At 69.7% G+C, this 14,195-nt stretch carries 14 protein-coding genes; 10 read left to right on the forward strand and 4 right to left on the reverse strand.

Features of this window, described 5'->3' with window-relative positions:
• The 3 genes from Acor_RS08815 to Acor_RS08825 are packed head-to-tail and all read left to right on the forward strand — an operon-like array spanning position 1 to position 1,654.
• A complete protein-coding gene (locus tag Acor_RS08815; protein WP_155336074.1) occupies positions 1 to 852 on the forward strand; it encodes a condensation domain-containing protein in 852 nt (283 codons plus the stop codon).
• Positions 849 to 1,262 carry a roadblock/LC7 domain-containing protein gene (locus tag Acor_RS08820; RefSeq protein WP_246238512.1) on the forward strand — a complete coding sequence of 138 codons (414 nt, stop codon included), beginning with the start codon at positions 849 to 851 and terminating at the stop codon, positions 1,260 to 1,262. Before Acor_RS08815 ends, Acor_RS08820 begins: the two co-directional genes overlap by 4 nt.
• A 20-nt stretch (positions 1,263 to 1,282) precedes the next feature.
• Entirely contained in the window at positions 1,283 to 1,654 is a 372-nt protein-coding gene (locus Acor_RS08825) for a hypothetical protein (RefSeq protein WP_155336075.1), read from the forward strand.
• On the opposite strand, the gene Acor_RS08830 is transcribed toward Acor_RS08825, so the two are convergent.
• Positions 1,651 to 2,505, reverse strand: coding sequence for an alpha/beta fold hydrolase (locus Acor_RS08830; protein WP_155336076.1), 855 nt, complete (start codon positions 2,503 to 2,505; stop codon positions 1,651 to 1,653). The genes Acor_RS08825 and Acor_RS08830 overlap by 4 nt on opposite strands.
• Before the next feature lie 37 nt (positions 2,506 to 2,542).
• On the reverse strand, positions 2,543 to 3,721 hold the full coding sequence (locus Acor_RS08835; protein WP_155336077.1) for a thioredoxin family protein: 1,179 nt from the start codon (positions 3,719 to 3,721) through the stop codon (positions 2,543 to 2,545).
• 129 nt (positions 3,722 to 3,850) lie between these two features.
• On the opposite strand from Acor_RS08835, the gene Acor_RS08840 reads away from it, so the two are divergent.
• The 4 genes from Acor_RS08840 to Acor_RS08855 all read left to right on the forward strand — a co-directional run bounded on the left by Acor_RS08840 (position 3,851) and on the right by Acor_RS08855 (position 7,991).
• On the forward strand, positions 3,851 to 4,561 hold the full coding sequence (locus tag Acor_RS08840; protein ID WP_155336078.1) for a Crp/Fnr family transcriptional regulator: 711 nt from the start codon (positions 3,851 to 3,853) through the stop codon (positions 4,559 to 4,561).
• A gap of 62 nt (positions 4,562 to 4,623) precedes the next feature.
• Complete coding sequence (locus tag Acor_RS08845; protein ID WP_155336079.1) at positions 4,624 to 4,887, forward strand: hypothetical protein; 264 nt, start codon at positions 4,624 to 4,626, stop codon at positions 4,885 to 4,887.
• Between the two features lie 15 nt (positions 4,888 to 4,902).
• Positions 4,903 to 6,570: an NAD(P)/FAD-dependent oxidoreductase gene (locus Acor_RS08850; RefSeq protein WP_246238513.1), complete on the forward strand. Its 1,668-nt coding sequence runs from the start codon at positions 4,903 to 4,905 to the stop codon at positions 6,568 to 6,570.
• Positions 6,567 to 7,991, forward strand: a complete 1,425-nt coding sequence (locus Acor_RS08855) for an ATP-binding protein (RefSeq protein ID WP_155336080.1) — start codon at positions 6,567 to 6,569, stop codon at positions 7,989 to 7,991. The genes Acor_RS08850 and Acor_RS08855 overlap by 4 nt, the downstream gene beginning before the upstream one ends.
• On the opposite strand, the gene Acor_RS08860 is transcribed toward Acor_RS08855, so the two are convergent.
• On the reverse strand, positions 7,985 to 9,211 hold the full coding sequence (locus Acor_RS08860; RefSeq protein WP_218034195.1) for a DUF4032 domain-containing protein: 1,227 nt from the start codon (positions 9,209 to 9,211) through the stop codon (positions 7,985 to 7,987). The genes Acor_RS08855 and Acor_RS08860 overlap by 7 nt on opposite strands.
• 78 nt (positions 9,212 to 9,289) lie before the next feature.
• Here Acor_RS08860 and Acor_RS08865 point away from each other — a divergent pair, with 78 nt between their 5' ends.
• On the forward strand, positions 9,290 to 10,867 hold the full coding sequence (locus Acor_RS08865; protein ID WP_155336081.1) for a DUF885 domain-containing protein: 1,578 nt from the start codon (positions 9,290 to 9,292) through the stop codon (positions 10,865 to 10,867).
• A 3-nt stretch (positions 10,868 to 10,870) separates the two neighbouring features.
• On the opposite strand, the gene Acor_RS08870 is transcribed toward Acor_RS08865, so the two are convergent.
• Positions 10,871 to 11,509, reverse strand: a complete 639-nt coding sequence (locus tag Acor_RS08870; protein ID WP_155336082.1) for a class II aldolase/adducin family protein — start codon at positions 11,507 to 11,509, stop codon at positions 10,871 to 10,873.
• A 295-nt stretch (positions 11,510 to 11,804) separates the two neighbouring features.
• Here Acor_RS08870 and ngcE point away from each other — a divergent pair, with 295 nt between their 5' ends.
• Both ngcE and Acor_RS08880 read left to right on the forward strand, forming a co-directional pair.
• Positions 11,805 to 13,253 carry an N-acetylglucosamine/diacetylchitobiose ABC transporter substrate-binding protein gene (gene ngcE, locus Acor_RS08875; protein ID WP_155336083.1) on the forward strand — a complete coding sequence of 483 codons (1,449 nt, stop codon included), beginning with the start codon at positions 11,805 to 11,807 and terminating at the stop codon, positions 13,251 to 13,253.
• Positions 13,254 to 13,257: 4 nt separating this feature from the next.
• Positions 13,258 to 14,193, forward strand: coding sequence for a carbohydrate ABC transporter permease (locus Acor_RS08880; RefSeq protein WP_155336084.1), 936 nt, complete (start codon positions 13,258 to 13,260; stop codon positions 14,191 to 14,193).
• Positions 14,194 to 14,195 lie beyond the last annotated feature (2 nt).

The raw sequence follows: 14,195 nt of genomic DNA on the forward strand, positions 1-14,195 counted from the left end.
ATGGCGGAACCGAGCATCGAGACGACCCTGACCGGCCTGGCCGACGACGGCGCGACGGGCGCGCTGCGGGCGGGGCGGGCGGGCACGATCTATCTGCACGAGGGCCGGGTGTCTCATGTCGAGTGCGCCGGGACGCCGAGCGTGGAGGAGCTGCTGACCGCTTCGGGGCGGATCAGCGCCAACGGGGTCAGGACCACCCGGCAGGCGGCGGTCGGGGACGGCGGCGACGTGCTGGTCAGGCGCGGCGTGCTGACCCGGGGGGAGCTGCAGCTGTGCGTGCTGGGCGCGACCCTGGACGCGTCGTTCTTCCTGTTCGGGGTGGCGGGGCCGAAGCTCAGATTCAAGGACGGGGACCGGCACTGGCTGGGCACGCACTGGTACTTCGACGTGCCGGCGCTGTTCCAGGAGTGCCGCCGGCGGCGGGCCCGGCTGGATCGGGCCTGGCCGTCGGCCGAGCTGGACACCCGGCCGGTACGGCCGGTCCGGCGGATCGGGTCGCGGCACGTGGCGCTGTCCGGGCCGCAGTGGGAGATCCTGCTGGCCGCGGATGGGGAGAGCGCCCCCGCCGAACTGGCCAAGAAGATCGGCCTGTCCGCGTACGCGACGCTGGTGGCCGTCCGCGAGCTGGCCGCGGCGGATCTTCTGATCAAGCCGGAACCGCCGCCATCCGAAGCGGAACCCGAGCCCGAGCCGGAGCAGGTGTTGCCGCGCCGTACCGACCGGTCGGGTTTGCGGCCGGGGCTGGGACCGGACGGCCGGAAAGCGAACACGATCATGCCGGAGACCAGTGGAGACCCGACGGACGTGAATCTGCTCATCAGGCTGCGCGACGCGCTGGAGGCCCTCCAGTGATCACGCGCCCGTGGCTCAAGCGGGCCGGAAAGGGCTTCTCCATGGATCTGCGGCGGGAAATACACGAGGAGATGATGCTCCTGCGCGGCCGTACGCCGGAGATCACCGGCCTGCTGGTCTGCACGGCCGACGGGATGCTCGTGTCGGCCGACATCGCCGGCGGCGTGGACCAGACGGCGGCGCTGACCTCGGCGGTGCTCTCGATGAGCCGCCGGATGACCGACCTGACCCAGGTCGGGGAGCTGGTGGAGACGCTGATCTCCGGCACCCGCGGCTACACGGCCTGCTACGCCGCGGGCCCCAAGCTCGTCCTCACCGTGCTGGCGGCCCAGGGAGCCAATCTCGGGCTGCTGCGGATCGAGGGCAGAAAGACGGCGGCGAAGATCGCCGCCATCGTCGAGCACGAATAGAACCGACAAGGAGCAATGCCATGCCGAACATGGACATATCACTCAAGGAAATGATGGGCATCGACGGTGCCGTCGGCGCGGCCGTGGTCGACTACAGCAGCGGGATGGCGCTCGGCGTCCTCGGCGGCTCCAAGGACCTGGACCTCCAGGTCGCGGCGGCCGGGAACACCGAGGTGGTCAAGGCCAAGCTGCGCACCATGGACTCGCTCGGCCTCAAGGACACCATCGAGGACATTCTCATCTCGCTGGGCTCGCAGTACCACGTCATCCGCCCCATCGCCGGCCGCGGCGGCAAGGGCCTGTTCCTCTATCTGGCCCTCGACCGGACCAGGGCCAACCTGGCGATGGCCCGGCACAACCTCCGGGCCATCGAGGACAAGCTCGACATCTAGCCGGCCCGCGAGGTCAGCTCGGTGATCGCGGCCACGAACTCCGGCCAGAGCAGCCGGGGCAGGTCGTGTCCCATGCCGGGGAAGGTGAGCAGTTTGGCGCCGGGGATGGCGTCGGCGGTGGCCACGCCCCCCGGCGGCGTGATCAGCGGATCGTCGTCGCCGTGGATGACCAGCGCCGGCACGCTCAGTTCACGCAGCCGTTCGGTCCGGTCGGGCGCGGACATGATCGCGATGAGCTGCCTGGTCGCGCCCGCCGGGTCGTAGCAGCGGTCGTAGCTGGTGCCCGCCACGGCCGCGACCCGGTCGGGCTCGATCGGGTAGCCGGGCGAGCCGATCACCCGGAACACCTCGAACGCGCGCTGCACGGCCTCGTCCCGGTTCCGGGCGGGCGGGCTCATCAGCGCGCCCATCGCCGCCTCGGTGGCGGGCGAGACGGCCAGGCTGGGGGTGGACATGATCGAGGTGAGGCTGCGCACCCGCGCCGGAGCCGCGAGGGCGAGCGTCTGCGCGACCATCCCGCCCATCGAGGCGCCGACCACGTGCGCGCTCGCCCACCCCAGCGTGTCCATCAGCCCGGCCGTGTCCGCGGCCATGTCCTCCAGCGTGTACGGCACCGCCGCCGCGTCCCCGCCCAGCGCCGCCAGCAGATCGGCCGGCTCGTCGACGTGCGTGGACAGCCCCATGTCCCGGTTGTCGAAGCGCACGACCTGGTGTCCCTCGGCCACCAGCAGGCCGATGAACTCCTCATCCCAGGCCACCATCTGCATGCCCAGCCCCATGATCAGCAGGAGCGGGCGGCCGGTCCCGAAGACCTCGTACTCGATGTCGATCCCGTGCACGGTGGTTCGCATGCGAACAGAATTCCATTCTGTTTGCCCGCCGGGCAAGTCATACCGAAACGGATTCCTTCTGCAGCACGCCGGTGATCTCGCGGATCAGATCGGCCGGCGCCCGCGACCCGCCCACCCGCAGCAGCTCGCGCCCCCCGTGCAGCAGCAGCACGCTGGGCACGGCCTTGATCCCGAAGTGCTCGGCCGCGCCCGCCGCGACCGTGACGTCGATGGCGGCCCCGGCCAGCTCGCCGTGATACTCGGCGAGAATCCGGTCGAACATCGGGCCCAGGCGCTCGCAGACCGGCGATTCCGGCTCGCTGAAGTCGAGCAGCACCGGCACCGGGCCGCGCAGCAGCTCGTGCAGCTCCTGCGGGCGGGTGATCCGCGGGCGCTGCGGCCGGGGCGCCGGGCCGAGGTCGTGGTCGGCCAGCATCCGGGCGTAGGCGTCGGCGTGCTCCGGCGGGGCGGACAGGCCGTTGACGGCGAGCCCCGCGAACAGGAACCGGGCGCAGGCCGCCCTCGGCACCCGGTCCAGGTCGATCTCGCGCAGCGGCGGCGCCAGGCTCAGCACCGCGTCCGCGTCCACGGCGCCGGCCAGCGACAGCACCCGCAGGCTGCGGGTCCGGCCCAGCCGCCTGAGCTGGCCCGGCTCGAACCTGAGCCCGCCGAGCCGCAGGTAGCCCAGGTCGGGCGGCGTGGTCAGGGCGCCCAGGCCGGAGCCGGTGATGGTGTCCCCTGAGACGGCCAGCACCGCCAGCGGCAGTTCGGCGACCCGGGCGAACACCTGGTCGGTGAGGGCCTGGCCGCGCAGCCGTACGGTGAGTAGTGGCGAGTCGGGGAAGGCGAAATCGCCGAGCATCCGGTCCGAGCGCAGGTTGAGCGTCTCCAGGGCGCGCATCGAGCGCAGCACGGCCAGTCCGTGGTCGGTGAAATCCCCGCTCAGGCTGAGGTCGCGCAGGCCGCTCTGCCGGGCCACGACCGGCAGGTCCTCATCGCGGACGTTGTCCAGGTCCAGGCCGTCGACCGGCGGCAGCTCGGCCAGCCGGGACGGGCCGTCGGCCACGTAGGTGATCTCGATGTGCCCCGGCACCTCCACCGTGCCGACCGGGTGGAACTCACCCGTGAGCTGGTCGGCGGGCAGGTCGTCGAGGACCAGATACCGGATGACTCCGGGCAGGCAGTCATCCGGAAAGCGGACAGTTCGATTCGTTCCAACGCTTCTAAGTTCCCCCATGATCGGTTCGATGCCCAGGCCGGTGACCTGGACAAACGTCGGGCAAGATGATTTATGGGAACGTTCCCGGTAGCAGTCCGATAACAGCCCGTGCGTTGTACGGTACGCGTGTGGTTCGATTCGACCGTTATGAGCCACTTATCCGAGCACGATCGGTGGCCTGCCACGAGCCTGATGGGCATGCTCGGCGGCGCCGACCAGAACGCGCTGCTGTCCAAGGGCGTCATACGCAGGTTTCCCGCCGGGGAGACCCTCATTCACGAAGGCGACCGGCGAGATGAGGTCTATCTCCTGGTCAGCGGCTTCGTGAAGATCTTCGGCAACACCTACGACGGCCGCCAGGTGCTGCTCTCCATCCGGACCACCGGCGACCTCATCGGCGAACTGGCCGCGCTGGACGGCGAGCCGCGTTCTGCCACCGTCACCGCCGCCACCAAGACCGAGACGCGGATGTTCGCCAGCGACACCTTCCGCGCCTTCCTGGACGCCCACCAGACCACCGCCCAGGCCGTCCAGCGCTACGTCACCCGCAAGCTCCGGCTGGCCACCCGGCACCGGATCGACGTGGGCGGCGCGTCCGTGCTGGTCCGGCTGGCCCGGGTGCTGGACCGGCTGGCCGCCTCGCACGGCCGCAGGACCGAGGGCGGGATCCGGATCGAGGTGCCGCTCAGCCAGGTCGAGCTGGCCGCCCTGGTGGGCGCGGCCGAGCCGAGCGTGCACCGGGCCCTGAGCGAGCTGCGGCAGCGCGGCATCGTGGTCACCGGCTACCGGCACATCATGATCGTGGACAGCGCCGGGCTCACCGACGCCGCCCAGGAGGCCCCGGAATCCATCGGTTGATGGAGTCTGGGCCCCGGCCCGCTGGCTACCCTCACGGAAGTTCGCCATCGAGGAGGATCGCGTTGACAAGCGACGAGGTCGTGCCCGCATTCCCGGGCCCCCTGCCAGTCGAATCGCTGGACGCCCACATCGGCAGACTGCTCGCGGCGCTGCCGCCGAGCGGAGCCGAGGCCGTCAGGTCCGACCTGGAGACCCTGGTGCACACGCTGACCGAGCTGGCCTTCCGCATCGAGGTGGACAAGCCGGGCGCGGCCGACGCCTGCCGGAGCACCAGGGACTCGCTGGAGCGGCTGATGTCCCTTGAAGGTCCACTTTCCGGCGGTTAGCCATACCGTGGTTGTATGGATCGCATGGCGAATCCCGCGATTCTCACGGTCGACGATGATCCGGCGGTCTCCCGCGCGGTCTCCCGTGACCTGCGCCGCCGCTACGGCGAGCGCTACCGCGTGGTCCGGGCCGACTCGGGCGACACGGCGCTGGAGGCCCTCAGGGAACTCAAGCTCCGCGGCGAGCAGGTGGCGATCCTGCTCGCCGACTACCGCATGCCGCACATGAACGGTATCCAGTTCCTGGAATCGGCGATGGACCTGTTCCCGCTGGCCCGCCGGGTGCTGCTGACCGCGTACGCCGACACCGACGCCGCCATCGATGCGATCAACGTGGTGGACGTCGACCACTACCTGCTGAAACCGTGGAACCCGCCGGAGGAGAAGCTCTACCCGGTGGTGGACTCGCTGCTGGACGCCTGGCGGGCCAGCCCCGAGCCGCGCGCCTCGGAGGTCCGGGTGGTCGGGCATCGCTGGTCGGCGCCGTCGTTCGCGGTGCGGGACTTCCTGGCCAGGAACCTGGTGCCGTACCGGTGGCTGCTGGCCGACGAGCCGGAGGGCGGGCGGCTGCTGGCCGCGGCCGGGCTCACCGCCGAGGACGTGCCGCTGGTGCTGACCGCGGACGGCAAGTCGCTGGCCACGCCCACCGAGGCCGACCTGGCGGTGCACGTCGGGCTGACCACCAACCCGATGCTGGACTTCTACGACCTGGTCGTGGTCGGCGCCGGCCCGGCCGGTCTGGGCGCGGCCGTGTACGGCGCGTCCGAGGGCCTGCGCACCGTCCTGGTCGAGCAGCGCGCCACCGGCGGGCAGGCCGGGCAGAGCAGCAGGATCGAGAACTATCTCGGCTTCCCCGACGGCGTCTCCGGCGCGCAGCTGACCGAACGGGCCCGCCGGCAGGCGCTCAGGTTCGGGGCCGAGCTGCTGACCACCCGGGAGGCCGTCGGCCTGGAGTCCGGCGGCAACACCCGGCTGCTGCACTTCGGCGACGGCACCTCGATCGCCGCGCACGCGGTGGTGCTGGCCACCGGCGTCTCCTACCGCATGCTGGACGCGCCGGGCCTGGCGGAGCTGACCGGGCGCGGCGTCTTCTACGGCTCGGCCTCGACCGAGGCGCCGAGCTGCTTCGAGCAGGACGTCTACATCGTCGGCGGGGCCAACTCGGCGGGGCAGGCGGCGGTGCACTTCGCCAGGTACGCGTCCCGGGTGCACCTGCTGATCAGGGGAGCTGACCTCCGCAACTCCATGTCCAGCTACCTGATCCAGCAGATCGAGGCGATCGAGAACATCGTGGTCTCGCCGTACACCGAGGTGATCGCGGCGGACGGGGGCGATCATCTGGAGCGGCTGACCCTGTGTGATCCCCGGTCCCGGCAGAGCCGGGTGGTGGAGACCTCGTGGCTGTTCATCTTCATCGGGGCGGAGCCGCGGACGGCCTGGCTGGACGACGCGGTGGTGCGGGACCGGCTCGGGTTCGTGCTGACCGGGCCCGACCTGCTGAGCGAGGGCAAGCGGCCGCCGGGGTGGACGCTGCCGCGCGATCCGTACCATCTGGAGTGCAGCATGCCGGGCGTGTTCGCGGCCGGGGACGTGCGGGCGGACTCGGTCAAGCGGGTCGCCTCCGCGGTCGGCGAGGGGGCGATGGCCGTGTCGTTGATCCACCGCTATCTGGAGACCCAATGAGCGAGTTGCTGACCCCGGCGGAACTGCGGACGCTGTTCCTGTTCGAGTCGCTCGACGACGGCAAGCTGGCCGTGCTGGCCGAGCACGGCCGGGTGGTGCGGTATCCGGCCGGCGATCCGGTCTACGGCGAGGGCGAACCCGCCACCTGCTTCGTCGTCCTGCTCGGCGGGGTGATCACGCTCACCCGGCGGATCCACGGCGACGAGGTGGAGGTCGCCAGAACCGAGCAGCGCGGCGTGTACGGCGGCGCCACCCAGACCTACCTCGGCGACCAGGTCGACCAGGTCTACATGAACACCATGCACGCGGTCAGCGACGTCACGGTCTTCGAGGTGCCCGCCGACCTGTTCGGCCGCTGGACCCGCGAGTGGTTCCCGATGGCCATGCACCTGCTGGAGGGCCTGTTCTTCGGCATGCGCGCCAGCCAGACCATCGTGGGAGAGCGGGAACGCCTGATCGCGCTCGGCTCGCTGTCGGCCGGGCTCACCCACGAGCTGAACAACCCGGCGGCGGCGGCCGTCCGGGCCACCGCGGTGCTGCGCGAGCGGGTCACCGGGATGCGGCACAAGCTCGCGATGATCGCTGACGGCCGCCTGGACGGCAGCCGCCTGCACGACCTGGTGGAACTTCAGGAGTCGGCGGTGAAGTGCGCCGCCAACGCCCCGCAGCTGTCCGCGCTGGCCACCAACGACGCCGAGGAGGAGGTCGCCGACTGGCTGGACGACCACGGCGTGACCGCCGGCTGGGACATCGCGCCCACCCTGGTCGCCGGGGGCGTCTCGCCTGGCTGGCTGGACCAGGTCGCCACCGCGATCGGCCCGGAGAACCTGGAGCCCGCGGTGCGCTGGCTGACGTACACGATCGACACCGAACTTCTGATGGGGGAGATCGACGACGCGGTCACCCGGATCTCCGGCCTGGTCGCCGCCGCCAAGCAGTACTCCCAGCTGGACCGGGCCCCGCACCAGATCGTGGACGTGCACGAGCTGCTGGACGCGACCTGCACCATGCTCCAGGCGAAGATCCCGCCCGGCATCCGCATCGTCAAGGAGTACGACCGCGGCCTGCCGCGGGTCCCCGCCTACGCCGCCGAGCTCAACCAGGTCTGGACCAACCTGATCGACAACGCCATCAGCGCGATGGGCGAGTCCGGCACGCTCAGCGTCCGCACCAGCCGCGACCCCGGGAACTTCATCGTCGAGATCGCCGACACCGGCCCCGGCATCCCCGCGGACATCCGCCCCCGGATCTTCGAACCCTTCTTCACCACCAAGGCCGTCGGCGAGGGCACCGGCCTCGGCCTGGACATCTCCTACCGCATCGTCGTGAAAAAACACCACGGCGACATCCGCGTCGAGTCCAGCCCCGGCGACACCCGGTTCCGCGTCTACCTGCCCTTCGAGGAAGAGCCGATTCAGTAGAGCGTCTCCTCCAGGTCGCTGATGAGGGCCTTCTCGTCGGGTTTGTGGACCAGGACGTTCTTGATGTAGGAGGCGACGGCGGTGGTCAGGCCGACGTCCTTCTTGGCCGACTCGGACATGTACCAGCGGTGGTCGAGGACCTCGTGGAAGAGCTCGGCCTGTTCGAGCTTGCCGCGCAGGGCCGCCGGGATGGCCGTGACGACCGGGCGGAAGACCTCGGCCAGCCAGCGGTGGGCGACTATCGCCTCGTCCTCGTGGGTGAGGTCGTTGGAGATGCGGAAGGAGTCCAGGTCGTTGAGGAGGCGGCGGGCCTGGTTCTCCTCGGCGTCCAGGCCGGTCAGGCGGAGCAGGCGGCGCTGGTGGTGGCCGGCGTCGACGACCTTGGGGCGGACGATGAGGCGGCCGGTGCCGGCCTTGCGGCGGACCATCATCTCGGCGACGTCGAAGCCGAGCGTGTTCAGGCGGCGGATGCGCTGGTCGACGATGTGCCAGTCGACCTCTTCGATGATCTCGTCGGAGTTGAGCTCGTTCCACAGCCGGTGGTAGCGCTCGACGATCTGCTCGGCGAAGACCATCGGGTCGATGGAGGAGTGCAGCAGGCCGCCGGCCTCCAGGTCGAGGAGTTCGCCGTAGATGTTGATGTGCGCGACCTCGATGTCGTGGTGGCGCTGGCCCTCGCTGATCATCGGGTGGAGTTCGCCGGTCTCCGCGTCGACCAGGTAGGCGGCGAAGGCGCCCGCGTCGCGGCGGAACAGGGTGTTGGACAGCGAGCAGTCGCCCCAGTAGAGGCCGGTCAGATGCAGCCGGACCAGCAGGACGGCCAGGGCGTCGAGCAGGCGGGTCAGCGTCTCCGGGCGGAGTTTGCCGCACAGGACCGCGCGGTAGGGGAGGGAGAACTGGAGGTGCCTGGTGACCAGGGCCGAGTCGAGCGGCTCGCCGTCCAGGCCGGTGCGGCCGGTGACGACCGCGACGGGTTCGACGGCGGGGGTGTCGAGCCGGGTCAGATCCCAGAGCAGCTTGTATTCGCGTTTGGCGTAACGCTCGCAGATCTCCTTGATCGCGTAGACCCGGCCGCCCAGGCGGGCGAACCGGACCACGTGCCGGGAGATGCCGCGGGGGAGCGCGACCAGATAGTGCTCCGGCCACTCTTCCAGCGGGATGTCCCAGGGCAGCCGGATCAGGTCGGGATCGCTGGGGGCGCCAGTCATCTGCAGGGGCACCGAATTGCTCCTATTTAGGGGACTAACGGGAACAGTGTGACCGATGTCGGTGCGGTTGGGGAAATGTAGGGTCGCGACATGACGCTGCTGGATGAGTTCGTGGACTGGTATCTCGACCAGTATCCGGTCCGGGCCGACCTGCTCGGCGCGGACGGGTACGACCGGACGCTGGGAGACTTCACCGAAGCCGGGTTCGCGCGCAGGGAACGCGCCGCCGAGCTCTGGCTGGAGCGCCTGGCCCTGGTGGTGCCGGCCGATCTGGACGATCGGATCGATCACGAGCTGGCGCTGTCGTACCTGCGCGGGGCGGTCGCGAGCGCGCGCTGGCCGGACTGGCGGCGCGATCCCGCGCCGTACCTGGGGGCGGTGTTCGGGTCGCTGTTCACGCCGTTCCAGCAGCGGCTGCGGCCGGAGGCCGAGCTGGTGGAGGCGGCGCTGGCCCGGCTGGCCGAGGTGCCAGGCGTGCTCGCCGCGTGCCGGGACAACCTCGATCCCGATCTCGCCGCCGACCTGCTCGTCCGCCGGGGTCTGGACCAGGCGCTCACGGCCCGGCGGTTCCTCACCGAGACGATCCCCGGCGTGGTCGAGGATCCGGCGCTGCGGGCCAGGCTCGCCGCGGCGGCGGAACCGGCGGCGGACGCCTTCGACGAGCTGGCCGGCTTCCTGGCGGAGTTCAGGGCGGGCGGCACCTGGCGGATGGGCGAGGAGCTCTACTCGGCCCTGCTGCGCGAGCGCGAACTGCTCGGCTACGGCGCCGCCGAGCTGCACGAGAAGGGCCAGGCCGAGTGGGCCGCGCTGGACCTGCGGATGGGCGAGGTCGCCGGGCGGCTGGGCGCGGACGACTGGCGGTCCGCGATGGAGTCGCTGATGGACGACCACCCGCCGACGCTGGCGGCCATGCGCGAGGAGTACGAGGCCGAGACCTTCCGGGCCCGCGACTTCGTCCGCGACCACCAGCTGGTCACCTTCCCGGACGGCGAGGAGTGCTTCGTGCTGCCCTCACCGGAGTTCCAGCGCCCGATCCTGGCCGTCGCCAACTACCTGGCCCCGCCACCGCTCACCCCCTCCCGCACGGGGGTGTTCTTCGTCCCCTACACCCCGGACGGCTTCACCGAGGAGCAGGTACGGCAGCGCCTGCGCACGAACTCGCGGGCGCAGATGCCGTCGATCGCGGTGCACGAGACCTATCCGGGGCATCACTGGCATCTGGCCTGGATGGCGGGCAACCCCCGGCGGGTACGGAAGATCTTCCGGACGCCGTACTTCGCGGAGGGCTGGGCGCTGTACGTGGAGCGGATGATGCACGAGCAGGGCTACTTCGCGACCCCGCAGACCGAGCTCGCTCATCTGGACTGCCGGATCTTCAGGGCCGCCAGGATCGTGGTGGACACCGCGCTGCACTGCGGCGACATGACCATCGAAGAAGCCGAGACGTTCATGTCGACGAAGGCGTCGCTGTCGCCGGGGACGGCCAAGGGCGAGGTCAGCCGGTACTGCGCCTGGCCGACCCAGGCGCCGTCCTACCTGACGGGCGCGATCGAGATCGAGAACATCCGCGCCGAATTCGACGGCGACCTACGGACATTTCACGATGTGATCGCGGGGAGCGGGGGATTGCCGCTCGGCCTGGCGCGGATGGCGGCGCTCGGGAAATGAGCCTCATTCTTTTCTGGGGAAAGTCGGTGGGTTGAGGGCGCGGTCGACCACGTCGGCGAGTTGGGCGTCGGTGAGGATGGTGGGTTCGCCGATGGTGAGGGAGCGGACGTAGAGCTCGCAGAGCCATTCCAGAAGGCGGGTCGCCTCGAAAGCGTCCCCCAGGGTCGCGCCGACGGTCACGCCGCCGTGGTTGGCCATCAGGGCGGCTGTGCGGCCTTCCAGGGCGATGCGGACGTTCGCGGCGAGTTCGGGGGTGCCGTAGGTGGCGTAGTCGGCTACGCGGATCGTGCCGCCGAGGAGCATGGCGTTGTAGTGGATCGGGGGGAGTTCGGTCATCGTGCTGGCTACGACGGTGCCGAACATCGAATGGGTGTGCACGATCGCGCCGGCGCCGGTGGCGGCATAGACCGCCAGGTGCATCGGGGTCTCCGAAGAAGGCTGGCGATCGCCCTCGACCAAGTGGCCGTCAAGAGAGACGATCGGGCAGTCCGCAGGTTCGAGCACGTCCAGGGCGACTCCGCTGGGGGTCACCGCGACCAGGCCGCCGTCCCGGGCGCTCAGGTTTCCCGAGGTCCCGATGACCAGACCCAGTTCGGCGGCGCGGCGGCCGTACGCGCACAGTTCGCGGCGCAATTCCAGCATGACCGCCAATCTAGGCAATCGTCCAAAATAACTCCAGCCGGTCTATACCAGTTACCGTTATGGTGTACACAACACACCTTCAAGACGGCAAACCATCAGCCGGTCATCCTACGTTTATAAGTGGACATAACCAGGCAAAACGGCGGGATAGAGTGCGACGATCGCGCGGATTCATCGCAGTCGGGTCACGGGTTGGTCTAGACCGATCTCGAGCTCTTGACGCCTTCGTGAGCTAGCCGTACGTTCCTCAAACGTTTAGGAAACTTTCCTAATTGATCCCCGCCAGGAGAGTTGCATGACCAACACGCCCCGCGAGATCACGCGTCGCCAGATGCTGCGCCGCGTCGGCCTCACCGCCCTCGTGGCCGGCCCCGCCGCCGGCTTCCTGAGCTCGTGCGCCACCTCCGGTGGCTCGGAGGCGGCCCCCACAGCCGCCGCGTCCACCGCCGCCGCCACGTCCGCCAGCAACCCGTTCGGGGTCAAGGCCGACGCTCCGCTTGAGGTCGTGATCTTCAAGGGTGGGTACAGCGACGAGTACGCCACCCAGTCGCACGAACCGCTGTACAAGAAGGCGTTCCCCGGCGCCACCATCAAACACCAGGGCATCCAGACCATCGGTCAGACCCTGACCCCGCGCTTCGCCTCCGGCGACGTGCCCGACGTGGTCAACAACTCCGGCACCGACGCCCTGGACGGCGGCGCCCTGATCGGCGCCGGCCAGCTGCTGGACCTGACGCCGCTGTTCGAGGCCCCCTCGGTCGACGACCCGGCCAAGAAGGTCAAGGACATCATCGTCCCCGGCACCATCGAGTCCGGTCTGGGCGGCGACCCCGCCAAGCCGTACACGCTGAACTACGTCTACACCGCCTACGGCCTCTGGTACGACTCGGCCCTGTTCGCCAAGGAGGGCTGGACCCCGCCGAAGACCTTCGACGAGTTCAAGACCTTCGCCGAGGCGGCCAAGGCCAAGGACGTCGTCCCGTTCGCGTACGCGGGCAAGAACGCCTCGTACTACGCGTACTGGATGATCCTCATCTCGGCCGCCAAGATCGGCGGCAACGAGATCCTGCTGAACATCGACAACCTCGCGGACAACGCGTGGAACAACGATGCGATCAAGCAGTCCGCGGCGGCCTGGGCCGAGATCGGCAAGTTCATGGACAAGTCCTACGAGGGCTTGATCCACACCGAGGTGCAGACCCAGCAGAACCAGGGCAAGATCGCCATGTACCCGTCGGGTTCGTGGCTGGAGGCCGAGCAGGCCAAGGACACCCCGGCCGAGTTCAAGTACGCGGTCGCGCCGACCCCCAGCGTCAGCGCGGCCGACAAGATGCCGTACGAGGCGGTCCGCGCCGCCGCGGCCGAGGGCTTCGTCGTCCCGGCCAAGGGCAAGAACGCGCAGGGCGGCCTGGAGTACCTCCGCCAGATGCTGTCCAAGCAGGGCGCCAAGGACTTCACCGAGCGCACCAAGAGCCTCACCGTGGTCATCGGCGCGACCGAGGGCCTGACCCTCTCGCCGGGCCTGCAGAGCGTCGCCGACATGCAGACCGCGGCCGGCCAGAACGTGGTCACCTTCTCCACGTTCGAGGGCTGGTACAAGGAGCTGGAGACCGAGCTGCGCAAGCAGACCAACGCGCTGATGTTCGGCCGCATCTCGGCCGAGGAGTTCGCGACCAAGATGCAGGAGGCCGCGGACAAGACCAAGAACGACTCCTCGATCACCAAGCAGACCCGGAACGTGTGATCCGATGCGGCATGGCAAGCTGACGCCTTCGGCGCTCCGCAGGTACGGCTTCATCGTCTCGTTCCTGCTGCTGCCCCTGGCGCTCTACATCGTCTTCTTCGTCAGCCCGAACCTGCAGGCCATCCAGCTGGCGTTCACGAACTCGCGGGGCATCTCGCCGACGTTCGCGTACGTCGGGTTCGATAACTTCACCCGGCTGTTCGACGACGATGTGTTCTGGGCGGCGGTCCGGCACCACGGCGTCATCCTGCTTGCCATGCCGCTCCTCTCCCTGCTGATCGCGCTGTTCTTCTCCTTCCTCCTGAATCTGGGCGGCGGGCAGCGGAACGGGCGGATGGCGGGGGTCTGGGGCTCCGGTTTCTACAAGGTCGTCTTCTTCTTCCCGCAGGTGCTGGCGGTCGCCATCGTCGGCGTGCTGTTCCAGGCGATCCTGCGCCCGGACAAGGACGGCATCCTCAACAGCGCGCTCGCCCTGATCGGCGTCGACCCGGTCGGCTGGCTGATCGACCCCGACCTGGCGCTGTGGACCATCATCGGGGTGGCGGTCTGGCAGGCCGTCGGCTTCTACGTGGTGCTGTTCTCGGCCGGCATGGCCTCGGTGCCGAAGGAGATCTTCGAGGCCGCGGCGCTGGACGGCGCGAACCGGTTCACCCTGTTCTTCCGGATCACCATCCCGCTGATCTGGAACACCGTCCAGGTCGGCTGGGTCTACCTGGGCATCGCCGCGTTCGACTGCTTCGCCCTGGTCCAGGTGCTCTCGGTGGACCGCGGCGGCCCCGACAACGCCACCACCGTGCTCCCGCTGGAGATCTGGCGGCAGGCGTTCAGCTACTACCGCTTCGGCTACTCGTCCGCGATGGGCGTCGCCCTGGTCTTCCTGGTGCTGACCTTCGCGGCGCTGACCCTCAGGGTGACCCGGCGCGAGAGGATCGAGTTCTAGAT

This window comes from Acrocarpospora corrugata (genome assembly GCF_009687845.1).
Taxonomy (GTDB): domain Bacteria; phylum Actinomycetota; class Actinomycetes; order Streptosporangiales; family Streptosporangiaceae; genus Acrocarpospora; species Acrocarpospora corrugata.

Bases quoted from the DNA above. Each gene is read 5' to 3' on its own strand.
- Acor_RS08815 (WP_155336074.1), top strand. From the start codon at position 1: ATGGCGGAACCGAGCATCGAGACGACCCTGACCGGCCTGGCCGACGAC.
- Acor_RS08825 (WP_155336075.1), top strand. From the start codon at position 1,283: ATGCCGAACATGGACATATCACTCAAGGAAATGATGGGCATCGACGGT.
- Acor_RS08830 (WP_155336076.1), bottom strand. From the start codon at position 2,505: ATGCGAACCACCGTGCACGGGATCGACATCGAGTACGAGGTCTTCGGG.
- Acor_RS08835 (WP_155336077.1), bottom strand. From the start codon at position 3,721: ATGGGGGAACTTAGAAGCGTTGGAACGAATCGAACTGTCCGCTTTCCG.
- Acor_RS08840 (WP_155336078.1), top strand. From the start codon at position 3,851: ATGAGCCACTTATCCGAGCACGATCGGTGGCCTGCCACGAGCCTGATG.
- Acor_RS08850 (WP_246238513.1), top strand. From the start codon at position 4,903: ATGGATCGCATGGCGAATCCCGCGATTCTCACGGTCGACGATGATCCG.
- Acor_RS08855 (WP_155336080.1), top strand. From the start codon at position 6,567: ATGAGCGAGTTGCTGACCCCGGCGGAACTGCGGACGCTGTTCCTGTTC.
- Acor_RS08865 (WP_155336081.1), top strand. From the start codon at position 9,290: ATGACGCTGCTGGATGAGTTCGTGGACTGGTATCTCGACCAGTATCCG.
- Acor_RS08870 (WP_155336082.1), bottom strand. From the start codon at position 11,509: ATGCTGGAATTGCGCCGCGAACTGTGCGCGTACGGCCGCCGCGCCGCC.
- ngcE (WP_155336083.1), top strand. From the start codon at position 11,805: ATGACCAACACGCCCCGCGAGATCACGCGTCGCCAGATGCTGCGCCGC.
- Acor_RS08880 (WP_155336084.1), top strand. From the start codon at position 13,258: ATGCGGCATGGCAAGCTGACGCCTTCGGCGCTCCGCAGGTACGGCTTC.